This is a genomic window from Echinicola rosea (assembly GCF_005281475.1).
GTDB lineage: Bacteria > Bacteroidota > Bacteroidia > Cytophagales > Cyclobacteriaceae > Echinicola > Echinicola rosea.
This window is the reverse complement of the sequence record NZ_CP040106.1, coordinates 4,302,480-4,322,135: the sequence shown is the minus strand read 5'-3', so window position 1 is coordinate 4,322,135 and position 19,656 is coordinate 4,302,480. Positions and strand designations below refer to the sequence as shown.

The following is a 19,656-nucleotide window of genomic DNA, read 5'->3' as shown; positions in this document are numbered from 1 at the left end:
AATGGGAATGCAAATATGTAGGGTTATATGCTTAAATGCAAGTGTTAAGGATGAAAAAAGTTAACTTTTTATAGAATTAAATTGTAAAGTTATGGTTAAGAATAAGTTTGTAGCTGACTATCAGATAAATGCTTCAAAAAAAATAATTTTCCCTTATATAAGTACCGCAAGCGGGCTTTCGGAGTGGTTTGCTGATGATGTTAGCATCGACCAGGATAAGAATTTCCATATCGAGTATGATGGTGTGGATCATTATGCAAGGATCATAGCCATCAGGACCAATCATTCGGTCAAGTTTGAATTCTTCGATCCTAATATGCCGGAAGAAGAAGACCATTCCTTTGTCGAATTCAGGCTTGAGGAGAATGAGCTTACCCAAACCCTGTTTTTGAAAGTGATCGATTATAGCGATGGGTACGATGATGATGAGCAGGAAAAAATTTGGGAGGGACTCATCATGACCCTTAAGGAAATTATCGGTGGATAATTGGAGCGATCATTATCATTTTTCATTTAATATGATGAACTTAGTGGTTTCATATTACGTGAATATTGGTGGTTTATACGCCTCATGAAAAAATTAGATAAATTGATTTTAGGGTCTTTTATTGGCCCATTTTTATTAACATTCATTGTAGTAGATTTTATTCTGCTGACGGTCAACATGCTCAAATATTTCGACGAGATCTTTGGTAAAGGATTGGGGTTCGGGGTATATATGGAGTTGATCAGTTATTTTGTCATTTCCATATCTCCAATGGCATTGCCCTTGGCCGTTTTGCTTTCTGCGTTGATGACTTTTGGCAACCTGGGAGAGCACTTTGAGTTGACGGCCATAAAAAGCAGCGGAATATCGCTTTTGAGGGCCTTATTGCCCATTGGTGTGTTTGTCCTAGTACTTTCTTTCGGCGCATTCTATTCGAACAACTATTTGGTGCCCAAAGTAAACTTAAAAACCTTTAGCTTACTCTACGACATCAGGATGAAATCACCAGCCTTGGACATCAAGGAAGGCGTCTTTTACAATGGAATGCCAGGCTATAGTATCAAGGTAAATGAAAAAATCGATGACGTAAGACTACGGGATGTCATTATTTATGATCATACTGCAAATAGTGGAAACAATTCCCTCATTCTTGCTGATTCGGGCAGGATGGAGCCGTTTTTTAATGACCGGTATATGAAGCTTACCCTTTACAATGGGTATAATTATAATGAAGAAAATCCAAGGAGGGGCATCCGGGGCAAGCCTGCACCGTTTACCAGGACAAAGTTTGATGTCAATGAAATTGTCTTTAGCCTTGATGCTTTTGAGATGAACAGGACCCCTGAAAAACTATGGAGCTCAAACAGGTCTATCAAGAACATCAGCGAGATCAAAATGGACGTGGACAGCATGTCCAATCAGTTGGTAAATTATCAATATTACAACTATGCGCAGCTAAAGTCAGCCTATTCATTTTTCACGAAGCAAAGGGAAATCGGAGTACCGGAGGATATTCAGGAAAAAAAGGCGATAGTGGACTCCCTGAAAACCGTTCAGTGGGAGGAAAAAAGAGCGCGTGAACGGGAGAGGGGAGGATTGTCCCGGCTGTCGTCCTCGCCCGAAGCAGAAAATGGTCAAGAGGATGAGCGTAATCCAGATGAGCGGGAGATGACGGTCAATGATGCGGAGGATATAGGTGTAGAGGATACTATAGATGTGGGCAATGCCTATCAGGAAATGCCCGAAAGATCAGTTGCTGAAGAACAACGAACATCCGAGCAAGCACCTCAGATAGACAGTACTGCCAAAAAAGAAGCAGCAAAGCTGATTGCAGAAAAGAAGGAGCGGGACGAAGCTATTAAAACGGCCTATAAGAAGTTTACGGATATACAAATAGCCAAAATCGATTCCGTACTGGTAGCAGGGAACTATATGAACAGGGCGGCTACCATCGGTTTGCAAAGTGCGAGGACACTTAAAAATAACTTTAGCAGCAACCAAGGAAATGTAGAAAACCTTTCCCGGGAGAAGAGAAGGTTCCAAGTTTCTTGGTATCAAAAATACACTCAGGCATTCGCTTGTATTGTGATGTTTATGATTGGGGCTCCACTAGGGGCTATCATTAAGAAAGGTGGACTGGGAATGCCCGTTTTGGTTTCAATCATTTTCTTTATCATTTTTTATATTTTGACTATGACAGGAGAAAAATGGGCCAAAGAGGGAATCACCAATCCGCTGTTTGGAACATGGTTTTCTAACCTGACCCTATTGCCCATTGGCTTTTTCTTTTTGCGCCAAGCGCGAAAAGATGCGCGGATATTCGAATCCGATGTCTATTATGCTTTTTTAGAGCGTATAAAGCGTCGTTTTAACATAAAATCACGTAAAAAGTGATGAGGGATTTTACTATTAAAAATAATCCTTCTATCTTTGTAGCTGCTTTAAATATTCATAAATATAACTAATTTTAGCTAAGCATGTATTTAACTACAGAGAAAAAAGAAGAGCTGTTCAAGAATCATGGTCGGTTAAAATCTGAGAAAGACACAGGATCTCCTGAGTCTCAGATTGCGCTATTCACTTACAGAATCAAACACCTGACCGATCACCTAAAGAGCAACAAAAAAGATCACTCTACAAGATTGGGTCTTTTGAAACTAGTAGGTAAGCGCAGATCCCTATTGAATTATCTTTACAAGAATGACATTGAAAGATACAGGGCGATCATCGCTGACTTAGGATTACGTAAATAAGCTTAACGTGAGGTTCCTTTAATTAGGAACCTTACTTTTTTTTGATTTCCCCCTTTATTTAAACCTTACTTTTATAACTTATCAAAAGATTTATTCTTAAAGAGAACGTATGTTACCAAATGTAATTTCAAAAACTATCACCCTTGAGGATGGTAGAGAAATCATTATTGAAACCGGTGCATTGGCCAAGCAAGCAGACGGATCCGTCGTTGTAAAAATGGGCAATGCAATGCTATTGGCGACCGTTGTTTCAAAGAAAGAAGCTGGTGAAGGGGTGGATTTCCTCCCGATGTCAGTTGACTACCAAGAAAAATTTGCGGCATCAGGAAAAATTCCCGGGGGATTTTTAAAACGTGAAGGAAGACTTTCCGATTATGAGATCCTGATCAGCCGTATCGTGGACAGGGCTATTCGGCCGATATTCCCAGATGATTATCATGCTGACACCCAGATCATGATCACTCTGATGTCATCAGACACAGAAGTACTTCCGGATTGTTTGGCAGGGCTTGCAGCTTCTGCTGCTTTGGCCGTTTCGGATATCCCGTTCAATGGCCCTATTTCTGAAGTTAGGGTAGCGAAGATCGAAGGAAAATTGGTCATCAATCCATCGCCAGCTGCACTAGAGAATGCCTCTCTGGAATTTATCGTGGCCGGTTCCTTGGACTATATCCTAATGGTGGAAGGTGAAGCCGACGAAATCTCAGAAGATGAGATGGTAGAGGCGATGCAGTTTGCACATGAAGAAATCAAGAAGCACTGCCAAGTGCAAAATGAGCTTACCAAACTTGTTGGTAAAGAGCAAAAGCGTGAATACTGTCACGAAAAAGAAGACAAGGCACTTTTTGAAAAAATGAGAGCAGCTCTTTACGACAAGTGCTATGAAGCAGTTAGAAAGCAAGTTCCCAACAAATCAGAAAGAAGCGAGGCCATAGATGCGATCAAAGAAGCTTTTGTCGAAAGCTTGGGCGAAGAGCATGAATACGAAGAAGATCTTATTGGACCATATTTTAAGAAAATCCATAAAGAAGCTGCCCGAAACCTCACATTGGATGAGAAGAAGCGTTTGGATGGGAGAAAGCTTGATGAAGTTAGACCGATTTGGTCTGTGGTAGATTACCTGCCTTCAGCGCATGGATCTGCTGTATTTACCAGGGGAGAAACCCAGTCCGTAACTACCTGTACACTAGGTACCAAGCTTGATGAGCAGATGGTGGACGGGGCTGTGATCTCTGGTTACAATAAATTCTTCCTTCACTATAATTTCCCCGCATTTTCTACCGGAGAGGTAAGGCCTAACAGAGGTCCTGGAAGGAGAGAAGTGGGGCATGGAAACTTAGCCATGAGAGCCCTGAAAAAAGTGCTTCCTGGTGAAGACCAAAACCCCTATACCATTCGTGTCGTATCAGATATATTGGAATCAAACGGTTCCTCTTCAATGGCCACTGTGTGCGCAGGCTCACTTGCCATGATGGATGCCGGAATTCCGATCAAAGCTCCTGTAACAGGGATCGCGATGGGGATGATTTCTGATGCGGAGACAGGAAAATACGCGATTCTGTCCGATATCCTTGGCGATGAAGATCACCTGGGAGATATGGACTTTAAAGTGACCGGTACCGAAAAAGGTATCACGGCATGCCAGATGGACCTTAAGGTGGAAGGACTGGATTACAATGTTCTTAAGGAAGCTTTGTACCAAGCGAAAGATGGTAGGCTGTACATTTTGGAAGAAATCAGCAAAACCCTTGCTGCTCCTAAACCTGATCTGAAGCCACATACACCAAGGTCTTACAATATGACCATTCCTAAGGAATTGATCGGTGCGGTGATCGGCCCAGGTGGGAAAGTGATCCAGGAAATCCAAAAAGACACAGGAGCGACGATTGTCATCGAAGAAGTGGACAATTCAGGTAAGATCAACATATTCTCCAACAACCAAGAGTCCATGGACAGCGCTATCAGTCGTATCAAGGCGATCGTGGCACAACCTGAAATAGGCGAGACTTATACCGGTAAGGTGAAAAACATTATGCCGTTTGGTGCGTTTATAGAATTCATGCCAGGTAAAGATGGGCTGTTGCACATTTCTGAAATCAAGTGGGAAAGACTTGAAAACATGGATGGTGTGCTAGAGCCAGGCGAAGAAATTATGGTGAAGCTTATCGATGTCGATAAAAAGACTGGTAAATTTAAATTATCCAGAAAGGCTTTATTGCCAAAACCAGAAAATTCTGGAAAAAAAGATTAAATTATCAAGTCAATTGTTAAATTGAACTTATTTAAGATAAAAATCTGTTATAAGTAAGTCCTAACAAAAAAAGAAATTCCTGAATGAGGCAGCTTAAAATTAGCAAACAGATCACAAACCGAGAGAGTCAATCTCTCGATAAATATCTACAAGAGATTGGTAAAGTAGATCTTCTTACAGCAGATGAAGAAGTGGTACTTGCCAAGAGAATCCGTGAAGGTGATCAGCTTGCTCTTGAGAAATTAACAAAAGCAAACTTGAGGTTTGTGGTATCTGTGGCCAAGCAATATCAAAACCAAGGTTTGTCATTAGGTGATCTAATCAATGAAGGAAACTTGGGACTTATCAAGGCGGCACAGCGTTTTGATGAGACCAGGGGCTTTAAATTTATCTCTTACGCCGTATGGTGGATTCGACAGTCCATTTTGCAAGCATTGGCGGAACAATCCAGAATTGTAAGGCTTCCACTTAACCGTGTGGGATCCCTCAACAAGATCAGCAAGACTTTCAGTGAACTGGAACAGCGCTTCGAGCGGGAACCATCGCCGGAGGAATTGGCCGAAGTACTGGAGGTGACTGCCGGTGAAGTAGTGGATACAATGAAAATTTCCGGCCGACATGTCTCCATGGATGCTCCTTTTGTGCAAGGAGAGGAAAACAGTTTGTTGGACGTGTTGGAAAATGACGGAGAGGAGAAGCCGGATGATGGCTTGATGAACGATTCCTTGAGGAAAGAAGTACAGCGTGCACTCTCTACCCTTACCCAAAGAGAAGCCGATGTGATCACACTATACTTTGGACTCAACGGAGAACATGCGATGACCCTAGAAGAAATCGGTGAGAAATTTAACCTTACCAGGGAGCGTGTACGTCAGATAAAGGAAAAAGCTATCCGAAGGTTGAGGCATACTTCAAGAAGCAAGACGTTGAAACCTTATTTGGGATAGAAAACAACAAGCATAACAAAAAGGGGCAAAAGCCCCTTTTTTTTTGTGCATCATACTGCCCACCTCCAGTCACCCAAGCATCGTGGTAATTCCTTGCAGTCATTTTATTTCCCTTTTAGGGAATTTTAACATGACGAAGCTTTGTTAAAAACATTAAAATTCTAAAATTTGCCAACCAAAAAACCATTGGTCAATGAATAAAGAAGCAGAAAAAATCAAAGTTCTAATTGTAGGATCTGGTCCTGCTGGATATACAGCAGCCATATACGCCTCTAGAGCTGGGCTGAGCCCAGTACTTTACACAGGTGGCCAGCCAGGTGGCCAGCTGACCATCACTAATGACGTGGAAAATTACCCAGGTTATCCAGATGGTGTAATGGGCCCTCAGATGATGGAAGATTTCAAAAAGCAAGCTGAGCGATTCGGCACTGATGTACGTTACGGCTTGGTGACTGCAGTGGACTTTTCCACGCGTCCTCATAAAGTAATTGTGGACGATAAAGATGAGATTTTGGCGGATACAGTGATCATATCTACCGGTGCGTCGGCTAAATGGCTGGGACTTGAAAGTGAAACCAAGCTGAACGGCAAGGGAGTATCTGCTTGTGCTGTTTGCGACGGTTTTTTCTTCCGTAACCAAAAGGTGGCCATTGTCGGTGCAGGAGATACCGCCTGTGAAGAGGCTTCTTATTTGGCCAATATTTGTGAAAAAGTTTACATGCTCGTTCGTAGGGATGAAATGAGGGCTTCACAAATAATGCAGAAGCGGGTAACCTCCAATCCGAAAATTGAAATCCTTTGGAATACCGAAACAGAGGAAATTTTGGGAGAAGAAGAAGTGACGGGAGTTCGCGTAAAGAATAACCAAACTGGTGAAGAGCAAGAATTGGATGTGACAGGTTTTTTTGTGGCCATCGGCCATAAACCGAATACCGATATTTTCAAGGATTACTTGGATATGAATGAAGCCGGGTATATCAATACTTTGCCTGGTAGTACCAAAACAAATATAGAAGGCGTTTTTGCCTGTGGAGATGCCCAAGATCATGTTTATCGACAAGCCGTAACCGCTGCAGGTACAGGATGCATGTCAGCACTGGATGCGGAGCGTTTTCTCGCAGAAAAAGAGTTGGCATAGAGCATAATGGGCATCAGAATAATCATTTTAATAGTGACATTAAACCTGTGCGTGGGCTTCTCAGAAGCTTGCGCACAGATTTTCCCCAAAATCATCAAAAAGGACAAGACACCTCCAGTCAAGGTGCCAGATGCCCGTAATTTACAGACTTTTGATGTAGAGGAATACCTCTATAATTTACGTAAGGGGACAGATTCCCTGATATACCAAGACCGAGTGGACCTTCGCCGAAGGCTATCGGCTGTGAGTGAAGATACGCTTACCTTGATATGGGCGCCGACGCACCAACTCGCCCAAGTATCGGAAAAAATACAGATCGACAGTATTTGGATCACAGCCTACGAATACTATTCTTCTTGGGACAGCCAGCGAATAGACAGTTATGGATTTGATCCGAAGGGATTCAAGGATACGGTGTTGATCAAGCTTTTTGATCCATTTCACGGCACCAATTGGAGCAGTCCGTTAAAAGAGACGAAGATCAATTCTGAATTTGGTTTTAGAAGGTATCGCTGGCATCACGGCACAGACCTGGACCTGAACAGGGGAGATCCTGTTTACAGTGTGTTTGACGGTATTGTGAGGATGCGTTCATACGATCGCTATGGCTATGGCTATTACGTGGTGGTGCGGCATAAGAATGGCTTGGAGACACTATATGGTCATTTGTCCAAATACAATGTGGAAATAGGGCAAGAAGTAAAGGCAGGTGAGGTGATTGCATATGGTGGAAGTACGGGAAGGAGTACGGGACCCCACCTTCACTTTGAGGTGCGTTATCAAGGTTTGTCCATCAATCCTACCGAGTTATTTGATTTTTCTGTGGGAAGACTTAAAAACTCCGTCTATACCGTGACATCGAATAGTTTTGAACACATTATTAAAATGCGACAAGCTGTTTACCACCGGGTAAGGAGTGGTGAAAACCTAAGTGTGATTGCCAATCGCTATCGGACATCGGTGCGGAGTATTACGCGGTTAAACAATATTTCTTCCAAGTCTATACTCCGTGTGGGACAAAGATTGCGGATCAGGTAAACTTTTTGGATAGGTTTTGGTGTTTCAATACAGTTTTCAAGTGATAAACCTTATAAATTAAGCATGAAATTAGATATACTGGCGATAGCAGCTCACCCAGATGACGCAGAGTTGTCTTGTTCAGGAACCATTGCGGCCCATATCAAAGCCGGGTATAAAGTAGGTGTTTTGGATTTTACCCAAGGAGAAATGGGAACCCGAGGAACACCCGAAATCAGATTGGAAGAATCCACCAAGGCCGCTGAGTTATTACAGTTGTCAGCTAGGGAAAACCTCGGCTTTAGGGATGCCTTTTTCAAAGATGATGAAGCCCATCATTTGGAAGTGGTAAAGGTGATCCGAAAATATCAGCCAGACATTGTACTTGCCAATGCCATCAGCGATCGTCACCCTGATCATGGTAAAGGAGGAGCATTGACTTCCAAGGCCTGCTTTATCAGCGGCTTGCGAAAAGTAGAAACATCCCTTGATGGTAAAAACCAAGAGCCTTGGCGGCCACAGTATGTTTACCATTACATTCAAAATAATTATATCAAGCCTGATTTTGTAGTAGATATTACCGATTTCTGGGAAGACAAGCTGGCGAGCATCAAGGCGTTTAAATCACAGTTCTATGATCCCAACAGTGACGAGCCAGAAAGCTTCATCAGTAGTAGAGAGTACTTTGATTTTGTGGAAGCCCGCGCACGGGAATTTGGCCACATGATCAATGTGAAATATGGTGAAGGGTTTACCGTAGAAAAAACGATCGGGGTCAAGAACCTGTTCGACTTGAAATAAACGTAAGTTGGTTTAAAAACCATTAGATTGGCATTCAAGAGGAGAGGACAATCTCTTAACCTGAGCTCGACTTAATTTTAGTATTAAAAGCGTCATAGCGAACCCTTTTCCAACCCTCAAATCTCCCTCTAAGCCTCGCAGTGACGATTTTATAATCGAATTGAGGTTCTTAGGGTGCCAATCTGTTTTTTACCCAGTTTTCTGCGCTATCAAGGGTATAGACAATTCGGTCATGGAGGCGGGATTGCCTTCCTTGCCAAAATTCCACTCGATCAGGAACCACACGATAACCGCCCCAGTGAGGTGGCCGACTTAGCGGTTCATGAGCAAATCGTTCCAGCATTTTCTTTTCTTGCGACGCTAAAAAATCCCGGTCTGGAATCTGTTGGCTTTGGGGAGAGGCCCAAGCTCCGATTTGGCTTCCTTTTGGTCGAGAAAGGAAGTATTCGTCCGACATCGTTTCACTGATTCTTTCTACAAGCCCTTCTATTCGTATCTGACGCTGTAGCTCAGGCCAAAAGAAGGTCAATGCAGCCCCATTGTTTTGGGTCAACTCACGTCCTTTATTGCTAGCATAGTTCGTAAAAAAAACGAAGCCCGTGTCTATTCCCTTTAGCAGCACCACTCTGGCACTTGGCCGGTTTTCAGCATTTACCGTAGCCAAATTCATGGCGTTGGGTTCGTTTACTTTTGCATTTATCGCTTCATCAAACCATAGCTGAAATTGATCCAGCGGGGATGTCTCCAGTTTATTGACATCTAAAGACTTAAGTAAATACTCGGTTCTAATCGATGCTAAATCCATAATAAAATAAGAATATTATAATCATAAAAGTACTATTACTAATTGCATTTATGAAATTTTGACCTATATTAAAAGTCGGATACCAAGAAAATTTTAATGGAGGAAAAAAAGCACATAAACCCCAAGTCTGGACAGTTGCTCATATCAGAGCCATTTTTGCAAGATGAGAATTTTGTGAGGTCTGTTGTATTGTTATGTGAATGCAATGAAAATGGATCTTTTGGTCTTGTGTTGAACAAACTTTCTATTCTGAGGATTAAGGACTTACTTGATGACCTTGAGTTTTTGGACATGGATGTGTTTGTGGGCGGTCCCGTGGAGCAAAACACTCTTCACTTTATTTATTGGGGAGATGCAGTGATTGAGGGTAGTGTAGAGTTGACCAAAGATTTGTATTGGGGAGGGAATTTTGAAGAGTTTATAATGAAATATAAAGCTGGTCAAATAAACTTAGACCATTTTCGGTTTTTCATTGGGTATTCCGGATGGTCCAGTGGTCAGCTGGAGGAAGAGTTGGCCGAAAAGACTTGGATAATATGTGAAGACATTGATGCAGAGGCTATATTCAGTTCTGCACCCGATGATCTTTGGCGGGTGGCGTTGAGGAATATGGGCGGTGATTTCCAAGTGTTGGCAAATTATCCTATTGACCCAAGATTAAATTAAATTATTTATTACTTTTGTTTATAGCATATTTGGAAAGAAGTACTCATAGGATATTATGGAGAACGATAAGGAAATATCAGAAGAAAACAAGGTGACCCAACAACCGGTAGAAAATACCGATTTGGGTAATCAGAGTGAACCGAAAAGTGAATCGAGTCAAGAAACCGAGGAGCAACATGAGGAGGACCATCATGATCAAGACGATCATCATGAGGAGGAGCATCATGTAGATTACGGTAGTTTCAGTAAGAAACAGCTGTTATCAGCACTTAAGGAGTTGATAGAAAAAGGCAGATATATAAAGGATGATCATGTAGCCAATGATATCAAAGCCCATTTTGAAGAGGATCACTTTAATAAAGAGAAAGAAGAAGCGCTAAAGGATTTCGTTAGGGATGGTGGTGCCGAGGATGACTTTTTCTATAAGCAAAGTGAAGATGATAAGATGTTTTTTGCGCTATATGGGGAGTTTAAAAACCGCCGGAGCTCAAAAATAAAAGAACAAGAGGAAGAGAAGGAGAAAAACCTTTACGCTAAGAACCAGATTCTCGAAAGGCTTAGAGAGCTAGTAGATGGTGAAGAAACCACACATAGCATCAGTACCATCAAGGAAATACAACAGGAATGGAAAGATATCGGTCCAGTTCCTGGAGCACAAAACAAGAACCTTTGGGCATCCTATAATGCATTAATGGATCGCTTTTATGACAATAGGAGTATTTATTTCGAGTTAAAAGAGCTCGATCGGAAAAAGAACCTGGAAGGTAAGCTGGAGTTGTGCGAAAAAGCCGAAGCCCTGGATAGTGAGGGAGATTTACGGACAGCGATCAGGGCCTTAAATGAACTCCATGAGGAGTTTAAACATATAGGTCCGGTGCCGAGGGAAGAGCAGGAGACGGTATGGCAGCGGTTTAAGGCTGCTTCAGATGCGATTTATGCAAAAAGAAAGGCCTATTACGAAAGCCAGAAAGAAGTATTCAAGGAAAACCAAACGAAGAAAGAGGAACTGATCCATAAACTTGACGATTTTAAAGATTTCAAAGCCAATCGTATTAAGGAATGGAATGTAAAAACCAAGGAAATTCTATCGATCCAAAAGGAGTGGGAGGCCATTGGTCCAGTGCCAAGAGAATGTGGAAGAGAGATAAACAGAGGCTTTTGGGGCGCATTTAAGCAGTTTTTCCATAATAAAAACCTTTTCTTTAAAGAACTTGATGAAATCAGAAGGATCAATAAAGAGAAAGCCGAGGAGCTCATAAAGGTAGCAGAATCCCTCAAAGACAGCACGGATTGGCAGAATACCTCCAATGCCCTTATCAAGCTCCAACAGGATTGGAAAAAGCTTGGTCCAACACCTGAAAAAGTCAGGGATGATCTTTATAAAAGATTTAAGACGGCTTGCGATACGTTTTTCGACAACAGGAGGGAGGCCAATAAAGAAATCAATAAAGAGTTTGATAAAAATTTAGAGCTTAAGGAAGCTGTCTGCGAAAAGATAAAGGCACTGCCGGAGAGTGAAGAATTTACTGTCGAAAATCTTGAGAAGTTTGTAGCAGAATATAATGCTATTGGTTTTGTTCCGCGCAAAAACATCAAGGAAATAGCCGCTAAATTCAATGAAGCAGTGGAGACTTGTGTCGAAAAACTGGATACAGATGGTGAAAACAGGGAAGAGTTCCTGTTCAGGCTAAACCTCAACAAGATTCAAGGTGATCCCAACAGTGATCGAGTCTTTAATAAAAAGGAACATGGTATCCGGAAGCAGATTTCTGACCTCGAAAACAATATTACACTTTGGAAAAATAACCTTGAGTTTTTTGCTTCTTCCAAGACAGCAGATAAGTTGAAAAATCAATTTGATGAGAAAATTGAAAAAGCGGAAGAAGAAATCGATAAGCTCAAGAAAAAATTATCTATTCTGAGAGAATTTTAAGAGATATTTTCTGAAACGATAAAAAAGAGGCTGGTATAAATCAGCCTCTTTTTTTTTGTTTGGCTAAACGGAATACTGCACTCAAGCAAATGTTTGGAGGAGAGTAGGTATTAGTTTTTATTCGGATTGCAAATCCCCTTCGCGTGAGTTCCTGATTTTATAGGGTCAAACGGAATAGTTGTGGACTGCCAGCTTTCTGAATGGCAAAAGCACCGTTAAAAAAATGCCATAAAGGTCCCGAAGGCACCAAGTGCATGTTTGAACTGCGTTGAAAGATTACACTCGAAGGCTAGCCCAGAGGGGGCAACACATTCATAACCATGGGTGAAGGCCATGGTAAATTGGCCATCCAACGCTTACCGTTTTAGCCCATTTCTTTCCCTATTCCCCACAAACTCTTGCTAAAACCCATTTGTGTGGATGTAGGATGGCCATCGTTTTAGCGGCCTTAAATTTTCCTTAATGAGACCATGTCAAAATTCATTCCCTCAGAAAAAATTGCTTGATTCTCACCCAATCAAGCGGCAAAGTCGTGGACTGGAAGTTTACTAAATGACAAGACCACGAATAAATAAAAATGATACTTAGTCTCCAATAGACCAAGTGGATGCTATAAGCTGGAATTGAAGGAATTTATGATTGCGTAGTGACTTAGAGCCTTAGTGGCTGATCACTAGTTCGATAAACACAGCAACTTATTGATCAAACGGAAAAGTTGCGGACTGCCAGCTTTCTTAATGGCAAAACCACCATTAAAAAAATGCCATAAAGGTCCCGAAGGCACCAAGTGCATGTTTGAACTGCGTTGAAAGTTTACACTCGAAAGCTAGCCCAGAGGGGGGCGACACATTCATAACCTTGGGTGAAGGCCATGATAAATTGGCCATCCAACGTTTTCCGTTTTAGCCACATTTCTTTCCCTATTCCCCACAAACTCTTGCTAAAACCCATTTGTGTGGATGTAGGATGGCCATCGTTTTAGCGGCCTTAAATTTTCCTCAATGAGACCATGTCAAAATTCATTTCCTCACAATAAATTGCTTGATTCTCACCACATCAAGCGGCAAAGTCGTGGACTGGAAGTTTACTAAATGACAAGACCACGAATAAATAAAAATGATACTTAGTCTCCAATACACCAAGTGGATGCTATAAGCTGGAATTGAAGGGATTTATGATTGCTTAGTGACTTAGAGCCTTAGTGGCTGATCACTAGTCCGATAAACACAGCAACTTATTGCCCAAAGAAATATATCTTGACCCCAGAATCCATTGGGGTAATGTATAATCCATAAAAAAAAGGCAACCAAATTTTGGTTGCCTTTGAGCCTCCTGTCGGGATCGAACCAACGACCTACTGATTACAAGTCAGTTGCTCTACCAGCTGAGCTAAGGAGGCGTTTTAAAATTGTAAATCATTAAATTATGGCTTTTCCATAATTTTTGAGCCCCCTGCCGGGATCGAACCAGCGACCTACTGATTACAAGTCAGTTGCTCTACCAGCTGAGCTAAGGAGGCATTTCTTTCTAAATGGATATGTAAAACCAATTTTTATGTACAAAAATATGGGTTTACTACTCCATGTTTGTCAAAAATAGCGAGGCTTTTCCCCGTATTGCGAGTGCAAATATATATGGATAGGATTACCAACCCAAACGATCTTAAGAAAAAAATGAAGAAAGTTTCTTATCCTGTTAAGAACTAGCGGTTTAAAATATCTTGTCCTCGAGCTTATCTACATAGTCCTTGAGGAAGGGGACAGAGACAGAAACGATGAATTGCCAACGGTCCCAGAGCATCCTTCCGTCATTCGCAATATCCACTATTGAAGGGTCATTGTCGGTAGGGAAATTGATAGGTTTATCAAAATCCGTTTTGCCACTGGTATGGGTAGCACCAAGGGTAAATTCTGCACCTTTAAATTTCAGCAATACCCCACCTGCTACATGGTAAAAATTGGCATCAAAGGATATATTGGTAGCCGTGGGCTCTTGGGTGACAAAACTCACGGTATTTTCTGCAGCGGCGTTAAAGTCGGTGCTGAATCCACCATAAAAGCTTACTTTTTCGCTCAGAAACCATTCCACGCCGAGGCCTGCATTGGCTATGCTCTTGCGACTATCCGTAAGATTGAAATAGATTGTTGAGTCAGGCTTGCTTTGCATTTCATGGGGGGCAGCCTCCAGGATGCTATAACTTTTCACATTTCCAAAATACTCCCCACTGAAATGGATGACCTTATTTTTTGCGATATGGTAACTGGCACCAAGCCCAATGGACAAGGGGGACTTGAGGTTAATTTCCAGGTCACTCTGGTAGCTGTTGGCATAAATGTCTTCGATACCACTTTCATCCGGCGCGGCGAAGTACAAATTGTAGTTGTAGGTTCCTGATCCGAATAGATGTGCCCTTGGTGTGGTAATGGTCATGCCCAAATCCATTTTTCCGGTGGAATAGGCTGCACCAAGCTTGGCCAGCACGCCATAACTCTGAAATGAATATCCACGATTATAATCATACTTGCTGATGTCCGAATTTGCATCCAATGCGGTCATGTCAAACACATTTCCCTTAGAGGCTTCTGCACGAGAACCAAATAAGGAAACTCCAATACTGAAATTATCTTTGAGTGTATAGGCCCAGCTTCCGCCAAACCAATGATCTTTTAGGTTATTGGTCACGTTTAGTTCACCTTCGAATAATTCATCTCCTGGGACGTTTGGCAGTATATTTCTCGTCACTTCATCACGATATGAAAAGCCAAAATCATTGTTGTACCGTAATAATATAGCGTAGGCAAAAGTTGATCTTGAGTTTTCTTTCATGTCCACCGTTCCAGCAGCTAGGGAAGGGGCGCCTCCAAAGGAAGATTGTGTCAGGTCTTTTCTGTTGCCAATGGCATCCTCGATTTTATAAGAGTTTAACTCATAGACATCAGCACTGATGATGAAGGCGGGGTTTTCGGTAAGGGCCAGTCTGGCGGGATTGTAATATACCGCTCCCAGATCAGTGACACCGCCAATGACAGAGCCGTTCAGCAACATGGATTCACTCCCATAATTTCTGGTCCAATAGTGATTGCTTTGGCCAAATGTCTTGAGACAAAAAAAGCTCAAGATTAGCGATGCCATGACAAATGATTTCATGCTTCGTTGGTTTTGGATGGTATGAAAAGATTTTAACCTTATCCAGTAAAATTATCATTCAAACCTGACAAATGTCGTTTTTACAGGCATCGTTTCTGTAACAATTTATAAATAATGGCGACAAAATCCATCGGAATTCATTATTACCAATCTTCGAGGTCTTCATCATTGTTCGTATTGTCATGAATTGACGTTATTGCCGAGGCGATATGATCTTCATATTTGACAGCTGCTTTTAGCATGAACAGATTGGTTTCCAGAAGCGATTCATAAGTGGGGTTGGCAACATGTTTTGGAATTTTAAAAATTCTTGGATCGTCCTTGGTAAAAGGCGTCTCCACTTTGGAACCAAACACATAGGGAACCAATGTGGTGGCATAACTTACGCCGATTTTATCGACTCTATATACATCAAAATAGTGTTTTAGTCGCGTATTGATGGCTTCAAAAAACGCCATTGTTTCGGCTAATCGTACCCGTGATCCTGCCCTGGATTTGCCTTTGGTCTTGAGGTGTTTGATTTGGCTTTTTCCTTGTTTCTTACGGACCATATAGGCCCTGAAAACCTTGTGGTCTATATTCTCTCCATTTTCAAAGTAGCCGACAGCAGCTATCCCGGATCGTACAATAAGCAGGACATAATTGGTTTCTTCCGGCTGGTTTTGGGACATCTTTTCGGGAGAGTTCCAAAATATGGGAAGCCTAAGTTGTGCGCATTTTTTTTCCTCTTGGTAAAAATTCAGGGTGTTTTTCCCTTCATCATATACTACTTCATCGACCATCGATGTCAACTGCTTGATCAGGACGGGACAATCTGTGGCTGCGATCAACTTTTCATTCATGGAGAGGAAATTTCTGTTTCTGTATAAGCTTGTCGAATAACCAATTATCTTTGTCAAAGTACCGAAAAAATAAGAAACATGGCTCAAGATATTGACTTATTGATCCAAAAAATGTGTGATAAGCAAGAAGAGGAAGCATTTATCTACGCTGACCAGCTTGCTGAAATAGGAGGCGAGGAAGTCCTTGATAAGCTAGTGGAAGTGCTGAAAGGGGAGGACATGGAAAATGCCTATTTGGCCGCTAGAGGTTTGGCGGCGATGGAGCATAATGACGCGGCACTTGATCCCCTGCTTGAAGTGATCCATGATAAGCAAAACAAGATGCGCAATGGAAATTTTGTCCAGGCGTTGGAAGGATTTGACCTAAGTGACAAATTCGTGGATGTGCTTCGTATTTATCTTTTTGGCAATTTTAAAGCTTCTCTGTTGGCAAAGGAATATCTAGACTATACCGAATTTGATATTACCCCACGAGTCATTCGCAAGGCGGAAAAGCACTGGAAACATTTTCAGAACAACAGTGCAAACGACCAGGAATTTGATATAAAGAAACAAGAGGTCGTAGAAATTTTGGGTGAAATGAAGGACATGTTTGACGAATAGTCGATATGATTTTTTCTGTAAGCGCAGACTACTGAGCACGAAGTATCCGAAGGATGTCTTGTGAATTGGCGGAAAAGATAGTTATCTTATGTTTCATCCAAATCACACCACTATGAAAGCATTATTGACTAGTTGTTTTGTGTTCGGAATAATTTTAGCGTCTCACGGTCAAAAAATCATTCCTCCAAAAGATATTCAAATAAAAATGGCCGTTTTGGCCGCACCAGAAGAAACTCGTGAAGGAGCCAAGGTGTATGGTTATGGAGCTGATGGCACACTGACTGTTTTGAGAGAAGGGGTAAATGAAATGATCTGCATAGGAGATGATCCCGATAAAGAAGGCTTGAACGTAGCCTGTTATCAAAAGGAACTGGAGCCATTTATGGAGCGGGGAAGGGAGTTGAAAAAAGAAGGTAAAAGCTTTCGGGAGATTTTTGATACGAGAGAAGAGGAGGTGAAGGAGGGAATACTCAAAATGCCTGATAATGGTGCCACGCTTTATGTATTTTCGACGGATGAAAAGAATGTAAACTGGAGCAATGGAGAGGTGGAAAATGGCCACTTTAGGTATGTGGTTTATATTCCCTACGCTACCCAAGAAAGCACAGGACTTCCCCTCAAGCCAGAAGCACCCGGCATGCCGTGGATCATGGATCCAGGGACACACCGGGCGCATATCATGATTACCCCTCCCAAGGAGTAATTCAAGCTGACCAAAAGGCTGGTGAGGTTTGTTTATAGTTCAGAATATACAGTAGGTTTTAGAAGGGTGATATCAATGTGCGAGACGTTGTTTTGATAGCGTTTGTCATCCCTAAGGGCTATCCAAGCTTCATCACTTCCAAATGCCTCCCAAGCGGCTTTTTCTGCGGCCATGTTGTCAAAGGAGGTCATGTACATGAGGTTAGGCATTTTGGGGCCGGCAATGACTTCTCCATAAAAAACCGCGTTGAATCCCAAGCGATCAAAAATCGCAATCTCACCGTTGTTGAACATGTCCACTTTGTTGTGGAATAATTGTTCTGTAGGACTTTCGTAACTTCTTAGCTCATATATCCGCTGACTCTTTTCCCCGTTGAGATTTGGAACTTCATAGTGAGGCATCCCGCTAAAGGCTTTTAAAAGGAGCGTTTCGATTCGATCATAAGGGGCGTCATCATGCGGTGCGTTTTGATAGGGACGGGCATGGGGCAAGTCGGTTAAATGTAATGTGGTGGCCATCTCCATATACTCGTCTGTAGATGGAAAGGGGGTGAAAACATACACTCGCTTGCCGGCTAGACTATCACTGTCCAATGGCTTATAGACCCCAATGTGCGCGATACCTTTCTGGTGCATTGCTGGAATATATGCTTCCTCTAGAAATTGATCGATTGAAGCCTCTTGTGCAGTGGTACTGATATGATAGATCTTGATCTCAAAAACATCTCTGCTCTGTCCATTTCCCCATTTTATGGAGGCCAAAAAGCATAGCACGAAAATAATGGTAAGTTTACTGTTCATGATTGGGTGGTTTTAATAATTAATGTGAAACTCACTAAGATACGGAGTATTGGTGTTCAGATGGAAACAATTTAGCCTCTTTGTTGACCACTGGTAAAAATAGAAGGAGGTGAAGCTGCGTATTATCGAAAAATCCCTCAAAAATATCATTGATAAATAAGAATGCCGCGAAGGTCCCAAAGGCACCAAGTGCATGTCGGACCTGTATTGAACCTACTTTATGCATTAGGAATCGTTATGAGAGCTGAAACTACAAGAAAATCAGGCTGTTTGGAGATTGAATCATAGCATCGTTATGGTGAAATCGAAAACAGCAGCGAAGCGATTGATTTTGAAGTAGTTTTAGGTCGCAATAGATAGGCTAATGCATAATGCGGGTTCAATGTCGTTTAGTTAGTGTGTATCTGGAAAATATGGGTTCTATATTTTTTCCTTGGCAGTTATTTTTCTAGCTAAATCCCTAGGTGGTTTTCATCTCTTTACCTTTGTTACTTTTTTGCTTCAGGTCAAAGTCGAGTAGGCTTGGGCATAGTGCCCAGGCCTACTCGACTTTCATCAATGGAAAAAAGGAAAAGGATAAAATCCACAAGGATGATCAGGTTTCCCCAGCCAAAGTCAATCAAAAAAAGGACTTTTAGGTATATGAAAAGAAGGAAATCCCCTTAACTAAACGGCATTGAATGCGGGTTGAATGATTACACTCGAAAGCTAAGCCCAGAGGGGCAAAGCATTAATAGCAATGGGGGAAGCCCATTGTAAATTGTTTGTTCGCTTTTACCGTATGATCTAAGAATGTTGAAAAATAGGGTATAAAAAAAGCCCGATCACTTAGTGTGTGGGCCTGATATGGTGTGAAATTTTTTAGTCAGCTGATGCAGCACCAGAATTTTTCTTCTTGTCTTTCTCTTGAGGTGGCTCAGGTGGTGTATCTGATATGTTTCCAAATTCATCCACGTAGGCAATCATATCTTCAAGTTTACCGCTACTTTCTTGTTTCTTTTTTTCTAGGCGGTTTTCCAACTTTTCTTTTTTCTTCTTTGCCTTCCGGTCTGCTTTCTGCTTTTTAATAAAACTATTGTTAGATCTTGCCATAAATGATAGTTAGTTCCGACATACAAGTTTCAACACCTATGTTCAAACCTTTAACAAAATCATTAGACAGATAAACGAATTAATCTCTTAATACTCAGTCATGTAGAAATTTGGAAATAGCTTTTACGAAAATAGGAGGTGAATAGACTTGCTTACTTAGGGACAAAGGTCA

At 41.7% G+C, this 19,656-nt stretch carries 17 protein-coding genes and 2 tRNA genes; 12 read left to right on the top strand and 7 right to left on the bottom strand.

What is annotated here, in order from left to right; translation table 11 throughout:
* Positions 1-91: 91 nt before the first annotated feature.
* The 8 genes from FDP09_RS16900 (at position 92) to bshB1 (ending at position 8,893) form a co-directional block, all read left to right on the top strand.
* Positions 92-487, top strand: coding sequence for an START-like domain-containing protein (locus tag FDP09_RS16900; protein ID WP_137403788.1), 396 nt, complete (start codon positions 92-94; stop codon positions 485-487).
* Positions 488-571: 84 nt separating this feature from the next.
* Positions 572-2,380 carry an LptF/LptG family permease gene (locus tag FDP09_RS16895; RefSeq protein ID WP_137403787.1) on the top strand — a complete coding sequence of 603 codons (1,809 nt, stop codon included), beginning with the start codon at positions 572-574 and terminating at the stop codon, positions 2,378-2,380.
* Positions 2,381-2,463: 83 nt separating this feature from the next.
* Positions 2,464-2,739 carry a 30S ribosomal protein S15 gene (rpsO, locus tag FDP09_RS16890; RefSeq protein WP_015267198.1) on the top strand — a complete coding sequence of 92 codons (276 nt, stop codon included), beginning with the start codon at positions 2,464-2,466 and terminating at the stop codon, positions 2,737-2,739.
* Positions 2,740-2,848: 109 nt separating this feature from the next.
* Positions 2,849-4,990: a polyribonucleotide nucleotidyltransferase gene (gene pnp, locus FDP09_RS16885; protein ID WP_137403786.1), complete on the top strand. Its 2,142-nt coding sequence runs from the start codon at positions 2,849-2,851 to the stop codon at positions 4,988-4,990.
* An 83-nt stretch (positions 4,991-5,073) separates the two neighbouring features.
* Positions 5,074-5,937 (top strand): sigma-70 family RNA polymerase sigma factor, encoded by an 864-nt coding sequence (locus tag FDP09_RS16880; protein WP_015267200.1) that lies wholly within the window; start codon positions 5,074-5,076, stop codon positions 5,935-5,937.
* A gap of 193 nt (positions 5,938-6,130) precedes the next feature.
* Positions 6,131-7,075, top strand: a complete 945-nt coding sequence (trxB, locus tag FDP09_RS16875) for a thioredoxin-disulfide reductase (RefSeq protein ID WP_137403785.1) — start codon at positions 6,131-6,133, stop codon at positions 7,073-7,075.
* A 6-nt stretch (positions 7,076-7,081) separates the two neighbouring features.
* Positions 7,082-8,113: a M23 family metallopeptidase gene (locus FDP09_RS16870; protein ID WP_137403784.1), complete on the top strand. Its 1,032-nt coding sequence runs from the start codon at positions 7,082-7,084 to the stop codon at positions 8,111-8,113.
* A 63-nt stretch (positions 8,114-8,176) separates the two neighbouring features.
* Positions 8,177-8,893: a bacillithiol biosynthesis deacetylase BshB1 gene (bshB1, locus tag FDP09_RS16865; RefSeq protein WP_137403783.1), complete on the top strand. Its 717-nt coding sequence runs from the start codon at positions 8,177-8,179 to the stop codon at positions 8,891-8,893.
* A gap of 169 nt (positions 8,894-9,062) precedes the next feature.
* Here the strand turns inward: bshB1 and pdxH are convergent, their stop codons facing one another.
* Positions 9,063-9,698: a pyridoxamine 5'-phosphate oxidase gene (pdxH, locus tag FDP09_RS16860; RefSeq protein ID WP_137403782.1), complete on the bottom strand. Its 636-nt coding sequence runs from the start codon at positions 9,696-9,698 to the stop codon at positions 9,063-9,065.
* 96 nt (positions 9,699-9,794) lie between these two features.
* Between pdxH and FDP09_RS16855 the strand changes: the two genes are divergently transcribed.
* The gene (locus FDP09_RS16855) at positions 9,795-10,364 is read left to right on the top strand and encodes a YqgE/AlgH family protein (protein ID WP_137403781.1); all 570 of its coding nucleotides are present in this window, start codon (positions 9,795-9,797) and stop codon (positions 10,362-10,364) included.
* Between the two features lie 55 nt (positions 10,365-10,419).
* Positions 10,420-12,297 carry a DUF349 domain-containing protein gene (locus FDP09_RS16850; protein ID WP_137403780.1) on the top strand — a complete coding sequence of 626 codons (1,878 nt, stop codon included), beginning with the start codon at positions 10,420-10,422 and terminating at the stop codon, positions 12,295-12,297.
* A 1,326-nt stretch (positions 12,298-13,623) separates the two neighbouring features.
* Here the strand turns inward: FDP09_RS16850 and FDP09_RS16845 are convergent.
* The 4 genes from FDP09_RS16845 to FDP09_RS16830 form a co-directional block, all read right to left on the bottom strand.
* Positions 13,624-13,696: transfer RNA gene (locus FDP09_RS16845), tRNA-Thr, on the bottom strand.
* A 47-nt stretch (positions 13,697-13,743) separates the two neighbouring features.
* A tRNA-Thr gene (locus FDP09_RS16840) sits at positions 13,744-13,816 on the bottom strand.
* Between the two features lie 191 nt (positions 13,817-14,007).
* Positions 14,008-15,444, bottom strand: a complete 1,437-nt coding sequence (locus FDP09_RS16835) for an OmpP1/FadL family transporter (protein WP_137403779.1) — start codon at positions 15,442-15,444, stop codon at positions 14,008-14,010.
* A gap of 143 nt (positions 15,445-15,587) precedes the next feature.
* Positions 15,588-16,286 carry a hypothetical protein gene (locus FDP09_RS16830; protein ID WP_137403778.1) on the bottom strand — a complete coding sequence of 233 codons (699 nt, stop codon included), beginning with the start codon at positions 16,284-16,286 and terminating at the stop codon, positions 15,588-15,590.
* A gap of 78 nt (positions 16,287-16,364) precedes the next feature.
* Here FDP09_RS16830 and FDP09_RS16825 point away from each other — a divergent pair, with 78 nt between their 5' ends.
* Both FDP09_RS16825 and FDP09_RS16820 read left to right on the top strand, forming a co-directional pair.
* The gene (locus tag FDP09_RS16825; protein WP_137403777.1) at positions 16,365-16,889 is read left to right on the top strand and encodes a HEAT repeat domain-containing protein; all 525 of its coding nucleotides are present in this window, start codon (positions 16,365-16,367) and stop codon (positions 16,887-16,889) included.
* A 112-nt stretch (positions 16,890-17,001) separates the two neighbouring features.
* On the top strand, positions 17,002-17,592 hold the full coding sequence (locus tag FDP09_RS16820; protein WP_137403776.1) for a hypothetical protein: 591 nt from the start codon (positions 17,002-17,004) through the stop codon (positions 17,590-17,592).
* A gap of 32 nt (positions 17,593-17,624) precedes the next feature.
* Here FDP09_RS16820 and FDP09_RS16815 read toward each other — a convergent pair whose 3' ends face one another.
* Positions 17,625-18,392, bottom strand: coding sequence for an NIPSNAP family protein (locus tag FDP09_RS16815; RefSeq protein WP_137403775.1), 768 nt, complete (start codon positions 18,390-18,392; stop codon positions 17,625-17,627).
* Between the two features lie 861 nt (positions 18,393-19,253).
* Positions 19,254-19,484: a cold-shock protein gene (locus FDP09_RS16810; protein WP_137403774.1), complete on the bottom strand. Its 231-nt coding sequence runs from the start codon at positions 19,482-19,484 to the stop codon at positions 19,254-19,256.
* Positions 19,485-19,656: the final 172 nt, after the last annotated feature.